General features: G+C 70.8%; 16 protein-coding genes and 1 pseudogene. 10 read left to right on the forward strand and 7 right to left on the reverse strand.

The genetic code is table 11. The annotated features are described in order from the left end of the window. Positions 1–21: 21 nt before the first annotated feature. Positions 22–222 (forward strand): annotated as a pseudogene (locus MED15_RS11580) (transposase); the annotation flags it as partial. A gap of 14 nt (positions 223–236) precedes the next feature. Here MED15_RS11580 and MED15_RS11585 read toward each other — a convergent pair. From MED15_RS11585 to MED15_RS11595, 3 genes are all read right to left on the reverse strand, one after another. Further along, positions 237–479 (reverse strand): hypothetical protein, encoded by a 243-nt coding sequence (locus MED15_RS11585; protein ID WP_112603659.1) that lies wholly within the window; start codon positions 477–479, stop codon positions 237–239. Between the two features lie 306 nt (positions 480–785). Beyond that, a complete protein-coding gene (locus MED15_RS11590; protein WP_112735578.1) occupies positions 786–2,036 on the reverse strand; it encodes an HNH endonuclease signature motif containing protein in 1,251 nt (416 codons plus the stop codon). Positions 2,037–2,495: 459 nt separating this feature from the next. After that, positions 2,496–2,975, reverse strand: coding sequence for a winged helix-turn-helix transcriptional regulator (locus tag MED15_RS11595; RefSeq protein ID WP_112581743.1), 480 nt, complete (start codon positions 2,973–2,975; stop codon positions 2,496–2,498). A 103-nt stretch (positions 2,976–3,078) separates the two neighbouring features. Here MED15_RS11595 and MED15_RS11600 point away from each other — a divergent pair, with 103 nt between their 5' ends. Then, a complete protein-coding gene (locus MED15_RS11600; protein WP_244220437.1) occupies positions 3,079–4,656 on the forward strand; it encodes an MFS transporter in 1,578 nt (525 codons plus the stop codon). Here MED15_RS11600 and MED15_RS11605 read toward each other — a convergent pair whose 3' ends face one another. After that, on the reverse strand, positions 4,657–5,523 hold the full coding sequence (locus MED15_RS11605; RefSeq protein ID WP_112677755.1) for an oxidoreductase: 867 nt from the start codon (positions 5,521–5,523) through the stop codon (positions 4,657–4,659). It lies immediately after the preceding gene. 155 nt (positions 5,524–5,678) lie between these two features. Between MED15_RS11605 and MED15_RS11610 the strand changes: the two genes are divergently transcribed. Beyond that, positions 5,679–6,560: a helix-turn-helix domain-containing protein gene (locus MED15_RS11610; protein ID WP_112603665.1), complete on the forward strand. Its 882-nt coding sequence runs from the start codon at positions 5,679–5,681 to the stop codon at positions 6,558–6,560. A 5-nt stretch (positions 6,561–6,565) separates the two neighbouring features. Here MED15_RS11610 and MED15_RS11615 read toward each other — a convergent pair whose 3' ends face one another. Next, positions 6,566–7,057: a winged helix-turn-helix transcriptional regulator gene (locus MED15_RS11615; RefSeq protein WP_208646615.1), complete on the reverse strand. Its 492-nt coding sequence runs from the start codon at positions 7,055–7,057 to the stop codon at positions 6,566–6,568. Between the two features lie 144 nt (positions 7,058–7,201). On the opposite strand from MED15_RS11615, the gene MED15_RS11620 reads away from it, so the two are divergent. The 6 genes from MED15_RS11620 (at position 7,202) to MED15_RS11640 (ending at position 12,278) form a co-directional block, all read left to right on the forward strand. Beyond that, positions 7,202–7,534 carry a nuclear transport factor 2 family protein gene (locus MED15_RS11620; RefSeq protein ID WP_112725932.1) on the forward strand — a complete coding sequence of 111 codons (333 nt, stop codon included), beginning with the start codon at positions 7,202–7,204 and terminating at the stop codon, positions 7,532–7,534. 51 nt (positions 7,535–7,585) lie between these two features. After that, positions 7,586–8,128, forward strand: a complete 543-nt coding sequence (locus MED15_RS11625; protein WP_112603669.1) for a TetR/AcrR family transcriptional regulator — start codon at positions 7,586–7,588, stop codon at positions 8,126–8,128. Positions 8,129–8,217: 89 nt separating this feature from the next. Further along, complete coding sequence (locus MED15_RS11630; RefSeq protein ID WP_112735580.1) at positions 8,218–9,249, forward strand: medium chain dehydrogenase/reductase family protein; 1,032 nt, start codon at positions 8,218–8,220, stop codon at positions 9,247–9,249. Positions 9,250–9,541: 292 nt separating this feature from the next. After that, positions 9,542–9,715: a hypothetical protein gene (locus MED15_RS33435; protein WP_167362336.1), complete on the forward strand. Its 174-nt coding sequence runs from the start codon at positions 9,542–9,544 to the stop codon at positions 9,713–9,715. Between the two features lie 159 nt (positions 9,716–9,874). Further along, positions 9,875–11,113, forward strand: a complete 1,239-nt coding sequence (locus MED15_RS11635; protein ID WP_112725933.1) for a PP2C family protein-serine/threonine phosphatase — start codon at positions 9,875–9,877, stop codon at positions 11,111–11,113. Between the two features lie 97 nt (positions 11,114–11,210). After that, a complete protein-coding gene (locus MED15_RS11640; protein WP_112735582.1) occupies positions 11,211–12,278 on the forward strand; it encodes a DUF2855 family protein in 1,068 nt (355 codons plus the stop codon). Between the two features lie 5 nt (positions 12,279–12,283). Here MED15_RS11640 and MED15_RS11645 read toward each other — a convergent pair whose 3' ends face one another. Next, positions 12,284–13,090 carry a SigB/SigF/SigG family RNA polymerase sigma factor gene (locus MED15_RS11645; RefSeq protein WP_112735584.1) on the reverse strand — a complete coding sequence of 269 codons (807 nt, stop codon included), beginning with the start codon at positions 13,088–13,090 and terminating at the stop codon, positions 12,284–12,286. A gap of 229 nt (positions 13,091–13,319) precedes the next feature. Continuing rightward, complete coding sequence (locus MED15_RS11650; protein WP_112603679.1) at positions 13,320–13,505, reverse strand: hypothetical protein; 186 nt, start codon at positions 13,503–13,505, stop codon at positions 13,320–13,322. A 321-nt stretch (positions 13,506–13,826) separates the two neighbouring features. On the opposite strand from MED15_RS11650, the gene MED15_RS11655 reads away from it, so the two are divergent. Continuing rightward, positions 13,827–15,707 carry a sigma-70 family RNA polymerase sigma factor gene (locus tag MED15_RS11655; RefSeq protein WP_112735586.1) on the forward strand — a complete coding sequence of 627 codons (1,881 nt, stop codon included), beginning with the start codon at positions 13,827–13,829 and terminating at the stop codon, positions 15,705–15,707. Positions 15,708–15,719 lie beyond the last annotated feature (12 nt).

Consider the following 15,719-nt stretch of genomic DNA (forward strand, 5'->3'; position numbering starts at 1 on the left):
GGTGCGCCCCGGCAGACGTGGGCCAGGCGTGCGGTCGCGAAGGGCAGCAACGGCGGGCCACCGCCGGCCTTCGACAAGGTGGTTTACCGCAAGCGCAATGTCGTGGAACGCTGCTTCAGCCGGCTCAAGCAGTGGCGCGACCTGGCGACCCGATACGCCAAAGGCGCAGCCCTCTACCGAGCCGGCCTCGTCCTCATCGCCGCCATCATCTGGCTCCGATGACCCGATGACTCGCGTCAAGCAGTGACTCGCGCAGAGCTGACGAACCAGGAATCGGATTCGACATCAATGGGCTCATCAACCCAAGGCTGCACGATGACGGCAAGCTGCGCCGTCACAGGCCACACGTTCACGACCCACCCGCCGGGCGCCACCTCAACATGCGCGCTCAGCGGCTCGATGACCTCGGATGGCATCTCCCATGAGCGTTCGAGGACATCGTCCACACCGAACTTCTCAACCATGTTGACCACAACCACGGCGAGACTCTAGCCAAGACAACCTGCGGCACCGATCCATGATCGGCAGAGCGGCTAGGCGCGGTGTAGGAACGGACGCATCTGTGTAGCCCGCGCCGTCAAGCGCCCGGGAGCAGCCCGCTTGCGTTGAACGGGTGAAGTGCCTCCCCGCGTCGTTGAGCAGGCGGTGGAGCGGCTGCGTCCCCGTCGAGCGGGCGAAGCGTAGCGCCAGCCCGGCCCCGGCCCCGGGGAGCAAATCCGGCCGCCCGGAACGCGTGGTTTGTGGTTGCCCGGTTTGAGGGGCTGGTTGGCGCCGGCTGGCTGCTCTTACGTTCGTCGGTGGTAGTGGTTGCGGCGGGGGAGTTGTTCGGGGTCGAGCCAGGCGGGTGGAATGAACTCCGGGTGTCCGTCGTCGCCGAGCCGGACGAGCCAGTCAGTCTGGTGGACGTGTCGGTGGTGGTGGCCGCAGAGGAGGACGGCGTTGCTGAGGCTGGTTGGGCCGCCGTCGGCCCAGTGGTGGATGTGGTGGGCGTGGCACCAGCGGGGTGGTCGGTCGCAGCCGGGGAACGCGCAGCCGCGGTCGCGGAGTACGAGGGCGCGGCGCAGTGGCCCGGTGATGAGGCGGCGTTGTCGGCCGACGTCGAGGATCTGGCCGGTGCCGCCGAGGACGGTGGGCAGGATGGTGGCGTCGCAGGCGAGTCGGCGCACCGTTTCCGGGGTGAGGCTGAGGCCGGTGTCGAGGGTGCCACTGCTCAGCTGTCGGGTCAGCGCGTCGTAGGTGGTGGTGACGACGATTTGAGCGGAATCGCCGCCGCTGTCGGGCAGCTCGCCGGTTCGGAGGGCGAGTCGGCAGATGTCGGCGAGGGCGTCGTGGCGGCGTTGCCCGGGGGACCGGGTGTCGTCTGGTCCGGATGGTGCGGTCAGTGGGTCGATGGCGGCGCGGAGCAGGCCGGCGGTTTCGGTGTCGAGGGTGCCGGTGAGTCGCAGTCGGCCGTCGGTCTGCTCGGACAGGGTGAGGTGCCGGTCGCGGGTGACGCGGCGTGCTTCGGCGTCGAGGGCGGCTTGAGCGGCGGCGTCGGCGATGTCAGGGGCGACGTGGTCGAGGATGCGGGTGCCGAGTTTGCGCAGATGGGTGGGGTCGAACTGTGCGGCCCAGCCGACGAGCACACCGACCGCTTTGTCGGCGGTCTCGGCGTCGGCCGACCTGCTCACGGTGTCGACGGTGTCGGTGATGACCCGGGCCTGGTCTTGGCTGATGGCGCCATCAGCCAGCGCTTGTCGGATGCCGGGATTGCCGGTGTCCAGGGCGGTGGCGAGGTCGATCAGGCGGCGGGCGGCGGGAACGGTCAGCCGTAGTCGTTCGCGAAGCCAGACCGCGGTGCAGGAGGCTCCTTGGGTGCGGGCGGTGCCGCGGCCGTCGACCTCACGGATCAGGGTGAGGGTGACGGCGGCGAGGCGTTGCTGAAGACGGTGCGCGGCGTCGAGCGCGGCGATCAGGTCGTGCTCCGGGAGCGGCCAGGCGGCGGCATCGACGCAGGCGGCGATCGCGTCGTCTGCCAGCGCCAACTCCTCAACCATGACCCGACACTAGGACAGGTGTACGACACTTTCAGTTACCATGATCGATTGAATTCACGGCAGCCGGCGTGAACCTGGCAGGCCGCGCCGCGGCTGGACACATGCCGACAGTTCCGCTTCGGAGGATGGTCGTAGGTGAGTGCCGTAACCACCTCGGACCTTCCGCTGCGGCTTAGGGTGGCCCTTCGGCAAACATTTCCGCGCGGCGGCGTGCAGGCGACGCGAGACGGCGTACATCAGGGGCGCGAGACGGCGTGCCAGATGCCGTACCTGGGGACGATGGGGTCTGCGAGACCGCAGGGCCCGCGACATGACATGCGAGACAACGCCGCAGGGTGCGTGGTGAGGCCCGGCGGCGGGCGCGGTGAAGGTGCGCGGACAGGAAGAGCTGTCGGACCGGGGGTTGCCGCGCGACCTGGGTGGCGGCAGCGCTGCTGGTTCGGCCGTGGCGAGGGGGTTTCAGCCGCGCCGGACGAGGCCCGGGCCGGCGATGATGTCGATGTCACCGTCCGCGATCTCGTGGCCGGCGGCGCAGCGGAGCACCGCGCGGATCGGCTCGCCGCAGTCGTGGTGGGTGGCGACGACGGACGGGCCGGTGTCGGTGGCGGCCCAGGTGTCGCCCCAGTTGCGCAGTGCGGTGATGACGGGCAGGAGTTCGCGGCCCTTGCGGGTGAGTTGGTACTCGTGGCGGGTGCGCTGCCCGGGCTCCCGGTAGGGGATTCGTTCGAGCAGTTCGGCGGCGACCATCTCCTTGAGGCGGGCCGCCATGGCGGGCTCGCCGACGCCGACCCGGCGGACGAAGTCGTCGAAGCGGCGCGTGCCGAGCAGGGCCTCGCGCATGATCAGGACCGTCGACCTGCTGCCCACGATGTCCATCGCCCGGGCCACCGAGCAGTTTTCGCTCGTCCAGGAATCGCGATCGTCTCGTAGGTCCTCCATGCCCTTCAGCGTACCTGACTTGCGTGAGGGCTAGCCAGGTGCTTCACTGGGTCGCGCTGACTTCAGCAGACGCAAGTCAGACCATCGGCCTGAAGGATCTTCAGTGACTACCAGCGCCACGGCCCCAACCCCACCCGGAGCGACCCCAACCGGCAAGAACCCACCAGGACCGGCCGCGACCGCTCGCTCGTCCTTGCGCGGCTCCCGCCCGGTGACCCTGATCGCCATGTGCCTGGGCGCGATGATCACGTTCCTCCAGATCACCGCGACGGTCTCCGCGTTGACCACGATCCAGCAGGACCTGCGGGTCGACCCGACCACTCTGGTCTGGATCCCCAGCGCCTACACCCTGATGGTGGCTAGCGTCGTGCTGTCCGCGGCCACCCTGGGCAGCCGCTACGGGCGTAAGCGCATGTTCGGTGCCGGGGTCGTCGCGATGATCGTCGGCGCAGCCGTAGTGGCTGGGGCTCCGACCGTCGGGTGGGTGATCGTCGGGCAGTTGGTCGCCGGCCTCGGCGGGGCCCTGATCCTGCCGAACAGTCTGGCCATCCTCGGCGCGACCTTCACCGATCCGCACCGACGGACCGAGGTCATCACCGCGTGGTCGGCGGCGTCCGGCATCGGCCTCGCGATCGGCCCGCTCATCGCCGGCTTCCTGCTGCGGCACTACCAGTGGCACAGCGTTTACCTGTCGACCATCGCGCTGGGTCTGGTCACCCTCGTCGTCGCCGTCGTCGGGGTGGCCGAGTCCCGGCCGAGCGCCGCCCGACTCGACGTGCCCGGCCTGCTGCTGGGCACCTTCGCCATCGCGGCCGCCGTCTACGCGCTGATCCAGGGCGGCAAGATCGGCTACACCAGCCCGGTGGTGTTGACGGCCTGGGTCGTCGCGGTCGTCGCACTTGTCGCGTTCGTCCTGGTCGAGCTGCGGGCCAGCGCGCCAATGCTCGACGTACGGCTGTTCCGGTCGGCGTCGTTCAGCGCCGTCATGGTCGTCGGCGCGGTGTCGCTGTTCGGTTTCACCGGCGTGGCGATCCTGCTGGTCCTCTTCCACGAACGTGCCCAGGCGCTCAGCCCGCTGGACACCGGCTGGCGCATGCTGGTGCTCTTCGGCACGTACGTGCTGGTCGCCTTCGGCGCCGGGCGCGCGATTCGTCGTACCGGATTCAAGGCGCCATTGACCCTCGGCCTGGTCCTCGGTGCGGTGGCCAGCTTCGCGCTGGCGAACCAGGGACCGACCACGTCGTTCGGTGACCGCTGGGCGCTGTTCGCGTTGTTCGGTGCGGCCAGCGGTCTGGTGGTGGCCCCGGCGACGGCGGCGGCGTTGGCCAGCGTGGCGCCCGCCCAGGCCGGCATGGCCTCCGGCGCGGTCAACGCCGCCCGCCAGGTCGGCTCGGTGCTCGGCTCGTCACTGCTCGGCACGCTCCTCACCACCACGATGGTGGCCGACCTGCCGGACCGGCTCGCCGCGCACCAGATCGGCGAACCCACCCGTACCGCCGTGCAGGCTGCGGTGGCCTCCGGCGCCAACGGCGGCCAACCGCTGCCCGACCCGGTCCGGGCGGCGATCGCGGAGGCACTGACCTCCGGCGTCCAGGCCGGGTTGCGGGTCAACGGCGTCGTCTTCCTCGTCACCGCAGTGCTGGCGCTCACCCTGATCCGCAACCGGCCGCACCAGCACTAGCTAGGAAGCCAGCGCGTCCAGCTCCTCGATGGCGTCGGTCGGCAGTTTCAGGTCGGCCGCCGCCATGTTCTCCCGCAGGTGCGCCACGCTGGAGGTGCCGGGGATCAGCACGGTGGTGGGGGAGCGCTGGAGCAGCCAGGCGAGGGCGACCTGCTGCGGTGAGGCACCCAGTCGGGCGGCCACGCCGTCGAGCGTGTCGGACTGCAACGGCGTGAACCCGCCGAGCGGGAAGAACGCCGCGAACGCGATGTTCTCCGCCGCGCACCGGTCGACCAGGGCGTCGTCCTGCCGGTTGGCGACGTTGTAGAGGTTCTGCACGGTGACCACCGGCGCGATTGCCTGGGCCTCGGTGAGCTGGTCGAGCGTGACGTTGCTGAGCCCGAGGTGCCGGATCAGGCCCTCCTGCCGCAGCTCCGCCAGGGCGGCGAACTGCGCACCGAGCGGCTCGCCGGTGGTGCCCTCCGCGACGCCTACCCGCAGGTTGACCACGTCGAGCACGTCCAGGCCGAGGTGTTCCAGGTTCTCCCGAACCTGGGCCTTGAGGTCGTCCGGCTCCTGAGCCGGGATCCAGGAGCGGTCGGCGCCGCGTCGCGCGCCGACCTTGGTGACCAGGTGCAAACCCTGGGGGTACGGGTGAAGCGCCTCGCGGATCAGCTCGTTGACCACCGCGGGCCCGTAGAAGTCGCTGGTGTCGATGTGCCGGACGCCCAGGTCGACGGCCTCGCGGAGCACGGCGAGCGCCTGCTCGCGGTTGCGGGGCGGGCCGAAGACACCCGGGCCGGCCAACTGCATCGCCCCGTAGCCCATCCGGCTCAGGGTGAGGCCGTCAGCGGGGGTGAGGGCACCGCCGGGAAGGTTCTCGCTCATTTCATCCTCTGTCCGTTGTCGTCGTGACATCTGTGGCCGTGAGGAACCGGCCCTCCGACGACTGTCCGTCGGCAGCCGCCCGGGCGGCAGGGCGAGCTGTTCCTGGTAGTGACACAGCCAGTCACCGGGCCGCCCGGCGATCTACCGTCGGTGGCATGGACGCAACGAACCCGCTCGGCGACTTCCTGCGCGCCCGCCGGGAGCAGACCCGGCCCGAGGACGTCGGGCTCGGCCCGGGCGTTGGCCTGCGCCGGGTGCCGGGGCTGCGGCGCGAGGAGGTGGCGATGCTGGCCGGCATCAGCGCCGACTACTACCTCCGATTGGAGCAGGGGCGCGAGCGGCACCCTTCGGTGCAGGTCCTCGATGCCCTCGCCGGGGTGCTGCGACTGGATCCGGAGGCGACCGCGTACATGATCGGGTTGAGCCGTGCGCGGTCGCGCCGGGCGTCCCGACCGGCCGCCGCGCGGGTCCCGGCCAGCATCCTGCACCTGCTGCGGCAGCTCTCCATGCCGGCCTTCGTGCAGAATCGCTACCTCGACATCCTGGCGTCGAACCCGATGGCGAGGGCGCTGTCGCCGAATCTCGCCCCGGGTGCCAACCGGCTCCGCGCGGTGTTCCTGGACGAGGCCGAGCGGGAGCTGTTCCGCGACTGGCGGCAGGCGATGCAGAGCGTCGTGGGGCAGATGCGTGCCGACTCTGGCGGCGCCACCGACGACCCACGGTTGACGGCACTGGTGGGCGAGTTGTCACTCAAGAGCGATTGCTTTCGGCAACTCTGGGCGCGCCACGAGGTGCGTCGACGGGAGGGCATTGTCAGCCGGCTGCACCACCCCGAGGTGGGCGACCTCGACCTGTACTGCGACAAGCTCGCGGTGGCCGGCGCCGACGGGCAGCTCCTGGTGATCTACCACGCCGAGCCCGGTACGGAGTCCGCCCGCTCGTTGGCGCTGCTCGGCTCGATCGCCGCCAGCAGCGCCGACGAGGTGCCGGACAGCCTTCGACCCGGCGACCCGGCCCGCCTCTATCCGCTGGAGTGACCCGGTCAGGGCCGCTGCGGAGTCGCCCGGGTGGGGATGTGCTCATAGCGCTTGCGCATGGTCTCGCTGGCAGCCGGGCCGGCGGCGAACACGAAGTCGGCGTCGTCGAGCGGGCGACCGGTGCTGCGGTCCACGATCACCGGGTCGGCCTCCAGTCCGGTGGTCCGGTCGACGAGGATCATGCTGCGCTCACTCGGATCGAGGCGTGAGTTACCCCAGGCGGCGAGGGCGACGACGACGGGCCGCAGGCTCCGGCCGAGGTCGGTGAGGACGTACTCGTAGCGGTCGGGCCTGGTCTGGTAACGGCGACGTTCGAGCAACCCCTGACCGGTGAGGGCCTTGAGCCGGCTGGTCAGGATGCTGGACGAGACGCCCAGGTTGGCCTGGAACTGGTCGAACCGGGTGTAGCCGTCGAACGCGTCGTGCAGGATCAACAGCGTCCACCACTCGCCCACGTGGCCGAGCGCGCTGGACAGCGGGCATTCGCGGTCCTCCAAGCGGATCTTCCCGGCCACAACTGCGCCCTCTCCCGAGTAGGTGCTAATGTCGAAGTTAGTAGGTGCTACTTCAGAAGTAACTATACGACGTCCTGGTGGCGTGCACCTCCCGCTGCCCAGCGACGTCCGGAAAGGTCTCCAGCCATGACCGTCGCCCAGGCCGCACCGGCCATCATCCGTCGCTACTTCGAGCTCGCCGGCCGGCCTGACTCCGAGGACTACTTCGCCCTCTTCGCCGAGGACGCCGTGGTCGAGGACGAGTCGAACGAGTACCGCGGCATCGAGGCCATCCGCGCGTGGCGTCGCGCCGTGCCGCTGGTGTCGTACGAGATCACCGACGTCGAGGACACTCCCGCCGGCACCGTCGTCACCGCGACGATCGCCGGCGACTTTCCCGGCAGCCCGTTCGCCGGCCTCCGTTACCGCTTCAGCGACTACGACGACACCGCGATCCGGCAGCTGCGCATCGCCCCCTGACGACAGAGGGGGTACTTGACGACCTTTGTTTGTGAGTGCACACTTACAAACATGCGATCCACCGCCGAGGCCCGCCGGGTCACCGTCCTAAACGCCGCGGTGTCGGTGTTCGCGCGCGCCGGCTTCCACGCCACACCGGTCACCGCCGTGGCTGCCGCCGCCGGCATCTCCGAGGCGTACGTCTTCCGGCTCTTCTCCGGGAAGCTCGGTCTGTTCGTGGCGGCGGCCGGGGCGTGTTTCGACCGGATCGCCGACGCGATCGAGGCGGGTGCGGAGCGCGCCGGGGGTGACAGCCCGGAGGAGATCCTCGACGCCATGGGCGGTGCCTACGCGGAGCTGATCGCCGACCGCGACCTGCTGCTCTTCCAGGTGCAGGCGCAGGCCGTCACGGACATCCCGGAGGTGGCCGAGGCGGTGCGGGCCGGCTACCGGCGGGTCGCGACCTTCGTGCAGAGTCGGGCCCAGGCCAGCGACGCGCAGGTGCAGCAGTTCTTCGCGTACGGCCAGTTGTGCCACCTGATCGTGACCGCCGGCCTGGAGCAGGTGCCGGAGCCCTGGGCTCGCGCCCTGACCGCCGGCATCCGTCACCCCTGACCGACCCCGATGGTGGGCCGCCTCGGCGGCCCACTCTTTTAGGCCAACAAGTGTGTGAGTGCACACTTACAAACAAGGGAGAACCTCCGATGACCACCGAGACGACGATCACCGAAGTGGTGCTGCCCGGCGTGGTGGAGCCCGACGGCCTCCGGCTGCACCGACGTGCGATGCCCACCCCCGCCCGGGGTCAGGCGCTCGTCCAGGTTGAGGCCACCGGCATCTCGTTCGCCGAGCAGCAGATGCGCCACGCGCTCTACCCCGGTCAGCCGAAGTTCCCGTTCGTACCCGGCTACGACCTCGTCGGCACCGTCCGGGCGGTCGGTCCCGGCGGCGACGACGCACTGGTCGGCACCCGGGTGGCGGCGGTCACCAAGACCGGTGCCTGGGCCACACACGCACTTGTCGACATCGACGCCCTGGCTCCGGTGCCCGTGGGCCTGGACCCCGCCGCGGCCGAGACCGTCGTCGTCAACGGGGTGACCGCCTGGCAGATGCTGCGGGACGCCGACCTGACGGTCGGACAGACCATCCTCGTGCACGGCGCGAACGGCGGCGTCGGGAGCGTGCTCGTCCAACTCGGCCGCCACCTCGGCCTACGGGTCATCGGCACCGCCGCCGAACGGCACCACGCCGGGCTGCGCGAACTCGGCGTCGAACCGCTTGACTACCGCGACCCGGACATGGCCGCGCGGGTCCGCGAGCTGTCGCCTGGCGGCGTCGACGCCGTCTTCGACCCGGTCGCCGGCCCGGGCGTACGCACGTCGTACGCCCTGCTCGCCCCCGGCGGCAAGTTGGTCGTCTACGGCAACGCCGCCGCCGTGGGCACCGGGCAGTCGGTCGTGTGGGTCTTCGTGAAGCTGCTGACCCGCCTCTACACCTGGAACGCGCTGCCCAACGGCCACCGGGCCGGCTTCTACAACTTCTGGGCCGGCCAGCTCACCCGCCGCGCCGCGTTCCGCCGTCGCCTGCGTACCGACCTCGGCATCGTGCTCGACCTGCTGCGGCAGGGAGTGATCGTGCCGCAGATCGCCGCCCGCTACCCGCTCAGCGAGGTCTCCGCGGCACTGGTGTTTGCCGAGAACCGCAGCCGGGCGGGCAAGGTGGTGCTGGAGCCCTGACCTCCGGCCGGTCCAGGGCGCTGGTGCGGCGGGCCGCCGCGAGGGCGTACGGTGAACATGTCGCCCGGGGGACCCCGGTGGCCGCCAGACGCCGTCGCCACCAGCCCGCCAGGGCGTTACCGCTCATCTTCTGCATCGCCTCGACGCACCGGTCGGGTCGGCTGATCGCGGACCGCGTCCCGACCGACCCGGTCGCCGCGTCGCCGGCCTCCGGCGATCGGTTGCCCGACGCGCGCACTCGGGTTCACCCTCCGTGCAAATTGTTCCGAACGCTTAATTAGGGGAGTACCAGATGAGGATCGCCAGGGACCGAATCGTCGCCGCACTTCGCGACCGGGGTCAGCTGGCCCGGGCCGCCTGGGTCGAGCGCGAGCTGCCCGAGCAGGTGGACCCGGCCAAGCACTCCGGGCTGCTCGCCACCCTGAACCTCAACCCGGCGGATCTCGTCGACGCGCCATCCCAGTGAGGGTGGCGCTGCTCGGGCCGGTCGCCAGCGGCTCGTGATCACGACGCGCCCCGGCGGCGCGGAGGCGACTCGGTGGACGCCGGGCGCTCGGCGGGCGAGGTAGCCTCACCGCTCGCACTACGTGCTCCTGCGATCGGGGAGGACAGGGGGAGGTGAAGCATGGCCGACGTCGGCGAGGTGGTGCGTTGGTTGCAGCTCAACGCGCCCCGGGGCGGCCCGGACGAGGTGTCGCAACTGGTCGCCCGTGCGGCGCCCGCTCTCGATGCCAGTGAGATCGTGATCTATCTGGCCGACTACACGCAGACCCTCCTCGTGCCGCTGCTCGGCGCGGGTCTCGACCGGGACCAGTTGCCGATCGAGACGACGCTCGCCGGCCGGGCCTTCACCACCCTCGACATCCAGCGCGCGCCCGACAACCCGGACCGGGTGTGGGTGCCACTGCTGCTCGGGTGCGAGCGGATGGGCGTACTGGAGATCGTCTCCCCGGCCGCCGCCGACGAGACGATGGACGCGCCGGCCTGGGAGGTGGCGGTCAACGTCGCCCAGATCCTGGTCAACCGCCGGCTCTACGGTGACGTGGTCGAGCGGATGCGGCGGCGGATGCCGATGCAGGTCGCGGCCGAGATCGTGTGGGGCCTGCTCCCACCGCTGACCTTCGCCACCGACGACCTGGTGGTCACCGCCATCCTCGAACCGTGCTACGACGTCGGCGGAGACATCTTCGACTACGCGTTGAACGCCGATGTGCTCAGCGTCGGGCTTTTCGACACCTGTGGGCACGGCATCAAGGCGAGCACCCTGGCCTCGCTGGTGGTCAGCGCGTACCGCAACGCCCGTCGGTGTGGCCTCGACCTGGTTGACACGGCGATCAGCATCGACCGGTGGGTGCGCTCCGAGCACCCGAACTTCTTCGCGACCGGGTTGCTCATCGAGTTGGACCGCCGGACCGGCCAGCTCAGCATGATCAACGCGGGGCATCCCGGTGCGATGTTGCTGCGCGACGGCAAGGCCGTTCGGGAGCTTCCGGGGCCGACAGTGTTGCCGCTCGGCCTGGGCCACCTGTCCCCTCGACGACCGCGGGTTCACGTGGAGAACCTGCACCCGGGTGACCGCATCCTCGCCTACACCGACGGCATCACCGACGCCCGTAGCGCGGAGGGGGAGCAGTTCGGGGTGGACCGGCTCGTCGACTTCGTCAACCGCGCCCTGAACGACGGGTTGCCCAGTCCGGAGACGATGCGTCGGCTGGTCCGCGCGGTGGTCGGCTACCAGGACGACCAGCTCGAGGACGATGCCACTGCTCTCTTCGTGGAGTGGCGGCCACCGCACCTGCCGCTCGCGCACCTCCGCGACCTCGCCGCCGCCACCGGACCTGACCGCGCGTCGCCGCGCTCCTGACCGCAGACCGCCGCGTCGCCGACCCCCGTACCCCGCAGTGGGATTTTGCACTCACAGTGCACTTGTCTCCGATCGCCGGGCTGTCTAGCGTCACCTCATGGCTGACTCATGGACCTTCGCCGTGGCGCGTGACAACCTCGGGCAGACCACGCTCGTCGATGGCTCCACCCCCGCCCTGGCCGACGGCGAGGCGCTGCTGCGCGTGGACCGCGTCGGCCTCACCGCCAACAACGTGACCTACGCGGTGCTCGGCGACTCGATGCGGTACTGGCAGTTCTTTCCGCCGGCGGCCCAGGGGCTCGGGCCGCAGTGGGGCCTGCCGCCGCTCTGGGGTTTCGCCGAGGTGGTCGGCTCGGCGGTGGCCGGTGTCGAGGTGGGGCAACGGATCTACGGCTACCTCCCGCCCGCCGGTCACCTGGTGGTGCGGCCGGACCGGGTGGACGCGTCCGGGTTCCGCGAGGCGAGCCCGCACCGGGCCGAGCTGCCGTCGCCGTACAACGCGTACCGGTCGACCACCGGGGACCCGGCGTACCAGCGTGACCAGGAGGATCTGTTGATCCTTTTCCGGCCGCTGTTCTTCACCTCGTTCATGCTGGCCGACCAGGTGGTCGACAACGACTTCTACGGTGCCGAGGCGCTGCTGGTGTCGTCGGCGTCGAGCAAGACCGCGTACGCCGCCGCGTTCGAGCTGCACCGGCGCGGGCCGCGCCTGGTCGGTCTCACCTCACCGGGCAACCTGGCGTTCACCCGGTCGCTCGGCTGCTACGACGAGGTCGTGTCGTACGACGACATCGACGCCCTCGACGTGGTCCCGACCGTCTACCTCGACCTGTCCGGCGCGCCTTCGACCCGCGCCGCCCTGCGGGGGCGCCTCGGCGACCGGCTGGTCCGGGACATTGCGGTCGGGCTCACCAACCAGACGCCGAACGCCGACGCCGCGGAGGAGGTGTTCTTCGCGCCGGTGCAGATGCGCAAGCGCAGCCACGACTGGGGCCGCGACGGCCTCGACCAGCGGTTCACCGAGGCCTGGCAACGCTTCGCCGCCGTCGTGAGCGGGTGGCTGGACGTTCGGGTGGGTGTCGGGCCGGCGGCGCTGCAACACGCGTGGCTCGACGTTCTCGCCGGTCGTACGCCGCCACGGGTGGGCCACGTCATCCAACTCTGATCAACTCAGGCGGCGATGTCCGGACTGAGCTGGAGGCGCAGCGCGGCCAGCGACCGGGTGATCAGCCGGGACACGTGCATCTGCGAGACGCCGATCCGGTCGGCGATCTGGGCCTGGGTCAGGTTGCCGTGGAAGCGCAGGCTCAGGATCTGGCGCTCGCGTTCCGGCAGTGTGGCGAGGGCCGGACCGAGGGCGACGCGGATCTCGACGAGGTCGAACGCGCGGTCGTCGTCGCCGAGGGTGTCCCCGAGCTCCCGGCTGCCGTCGGCCCCGGTCGGGGTGGACAGCGACGTGGCCCGGTAGGCGCGCGCACCTTCCAGCCCCTCCAGGACGGTCTCCTCGGACACGTCGAGGTAGGACGCGATGTCCGCGACGGTCGGCGAGCGGCCGAGGTTCTGGGTCAGGGCGCTGTTCGCCGCGGTGATCGAAAGGCGCAGCTCCTGGAGGCGACGGGGTACGCGCACCGCCCAGGTGCGGTCCCGGAAGTACCGCTTGATCTCGCCGATGATTGTGGGAATGGCGTACCCGCTGAAGTCGACACCTCGGTCGTGGTCGAAGTTGTCCACGGCCTTGATGAGCCCGACGAAGGCGGTCTGGGCCAGGTCGTCGTCGGGTGCGCCGCGTCCGCCGTAGCGGCGCGCCAGGTGCCGGGCGAGCGGTAGCCACGCCTCGATGGCGCGGTCCCGCACTGCCGGGCGGTGGGGATCGTCCGCCGGGGTCGCCGCCAGGGCGGCGAGGAGGTCATCCGGGCTCTGCTCGCTGCTCCGCTGATCGATGCCGGCGCTGGTGGCGTTGTCGACGATGGTGGCCATGTGGGTGGTCCTTCCCGCAGGCCCGTCGATCGAGTCGACCGGAAGAGTCTCCGAACCGGCTGCCGCCGGGGCGCACGTACGGGCGAAGGTGCGCTGTCGCAAGGCCACGAGCACGGGCCTCGCCACCGCGTCATGTCGTTCACTTGATGACCCGGACACTACCCGAAAGACCGACTATTTTCTAGCCGAAAGTATGAGGCTAGGCGTTTAGAGAGGGAGCGGGCGGGGATCAGCCGCGCTGATCCGAGGCGTCGACAGTGGTCGCGGCCGGCTGGGCCGGCTTCACCGCGAACGGGTGGCGCAGTTGCCGCATGGCCTCTTCGCTGCTGTCGAAGGTCACCGCCGGTCCGTCCAGCACGTCACCGTGCGACGTGGCGAGGAACAGGGCGGGTCGGCCGTTGTCGTTCGATGTCATGCAGGGATCCTGTCTCTACGAGAGGGGTGCGTCTGGGGCCTCGGCAACGTCGGCCGTGCGACCTGGTGACGCTTCGGCGCACACGCTGGCGCCCGAATGCTGGTGTCCTGCGAACGGGCGAGCGCCCGGCGACACCGACACCCCGCACCATACCCGGCGCCGCCATCACATATGCGCCGCCGACGGACCCGCCCTGCTTGTGGCGAACCGGGCGCCCGGGAATTCTGTAATCCCACCCGCTGCCGCGAGTCTCCGATCTTGAGGGCGGTCAGCACACCCATCGTGGGCGCCGCGCGGATGAGCACCCGAGGAGTGAGACCCATGTCGTCAGCCGGTCGAGCACTGCCCGATGTCGGGTTGGTCGTCGCGGCCCGGCAGGGCGATCAGCGCGCTCTCGACGATGTCGTCGCGGCCTCGCTCCCGCTGGTCTACAACATCGTCGGGCGTGCGCTGCGCGGGCACGCCGACGTCGACGACGTGGTCCAGGAGACGTTGGTACGGGTGATCCGGTACCTGCCCGCGCTCAACGACCCGGCGGCGTACCGGTCCTGGCTGGTGGCGATCGCCATCCGCCAGGTGCGTGACTGGGAGACGCGCCGCCGCGTCGCGCTCAACCGCGATGCCGGGCTGGACGCGATCCACAACGTGCCCGACCCGGCCTCCGACTTCGCGGGGATGACCATCCTCCGGCTCGGCCTCACCGACCAACGACGCGAGGTCGCCGAGGCGACCCGCTGGCTCGACCCGGACGACCAGGAACTGCTCTCGCTGTGGTGGCTGGAGGAGACCGGCGAAATCGCCCGCAACGAGGTCGCCGACGCGCTCGGGTTGTCACCGGGGCACGTCGCGGTGCGGATCCACCGGATGAAGGAGCAGATCCAGAGCGCCCGTGGCGTCGTACGCGCGCTCCGCGCCCGCCCGGGCTGCCCGGACCTGGGCGCCGCGACCGCCGAGTGGGACGGCACGCCCAGCTCGCTGTGGCGCAAGCGACTGGCTCGACACGTCCGCGACTGCGCGTTCTGTGGACGGCTGGGAACCACCCTCCTGCCGATCGATCGGCTGCTCGCCGGTATGCCGTTGCTGCCGCTGCCGGCGGGTCTCGGCGCCCACCTGCCGAGCGCGACCGCCCCGGCAGCCGCCCAGGCCGTCGCGCCGCCTGGCCCGACGGCCGGACCCGCCGCCGGGCCGACCCCACAGGGCGCGGTGCCCGCCGATGCGGGCGGCGGCCCGAGCGTCGTCGACCTCGCGGTGAACAGGCCCCGTGGACTCGTGCCGTCCCTCGCCGCCGGTGTGGCCGCCGCCGTCCTTGCCATCACCATGGCGGTGGTGATCCTGCCGGACGATCCGTCCGCGCCCTCGTGGGCGGCGCCGCCGTCTGCCGCGCCCACCGCCGTCGCCACCCCGAGCGTCGCGCCCTCGCCGAGCGCACGCCCCTCGTCGAAAGCTCCGGTCGCGCCGGCGGTCAGCTCCACCCGCAAGGGCGTCGGGGTGTGGAACTTCGCCGGGGCGAGTCAGGCGTTGGCGAACTCCAAGGCCAGCTGGTACTACACCTGGGGCACCCAGCACCCGGGCATCAGCACGCCGCGCGGTGCGACGTTCGTGCCGATGATCCGCAGCGCCGAGAACGTCACCGCAGCGGAGCTGGCGCGGGCCAGGGCCGCCGGGCCGTACCTGCTCACCTTCAACGAGCCGGACATGCCCGAGCAGGCGAACATGACAGTCGAGCAGGCGTTGGACCTGTGGCCGCAGCTGATGGCGACGGGCAGCAAACTGGGCAGCCCGGCAGTGGCCTGGGGCGGGCCGGACCCGCAGGGTTGGCTGGACAGGTTCATGACCGGCGCCCAGGCCCGCGGCCACCGGGTGGACTTCATCACGCTGCACTGGTTCGGCGCCGACTTCACGACCGCCACCGCGGTGGCCCAACTCCGGCAGTACCTCCAGGCCGTCTACCAGCGCTATCGGAAGCCGATCTGGCTGACCGAGTTCGCGCTGATCCGCTTCGCCGGTGGCGGTTCGCAGTTTCCCAGTCAGCAGCAGCAGGCGGCCTTCCTCACGGCGGCCACCGCCATGCTCGGCCAGCTCCCCTACCTGCAGCGCTACGCCTGGTTCGGGCTACCCGCCACGGACAAGGATCGGTCCGGGTTGTTCAGCGACGGGACCGAGGCGACAGTGGTCGGCCGCGCGTTCCAAGCCGCCCGCTGAGCACCGGCGATC

Origin of the sequence: Micromonospora noduli (assembly GCF_003264475.1) — a bacterium.
In the GTDB taxonomy this organism is placed as follows: domain Bacteria; phylum Actinomycetota; class Actinomycetes; order Mycobacteriales; family Micromonosporaceae; genus Micromonospora; species Micromonospora noduli.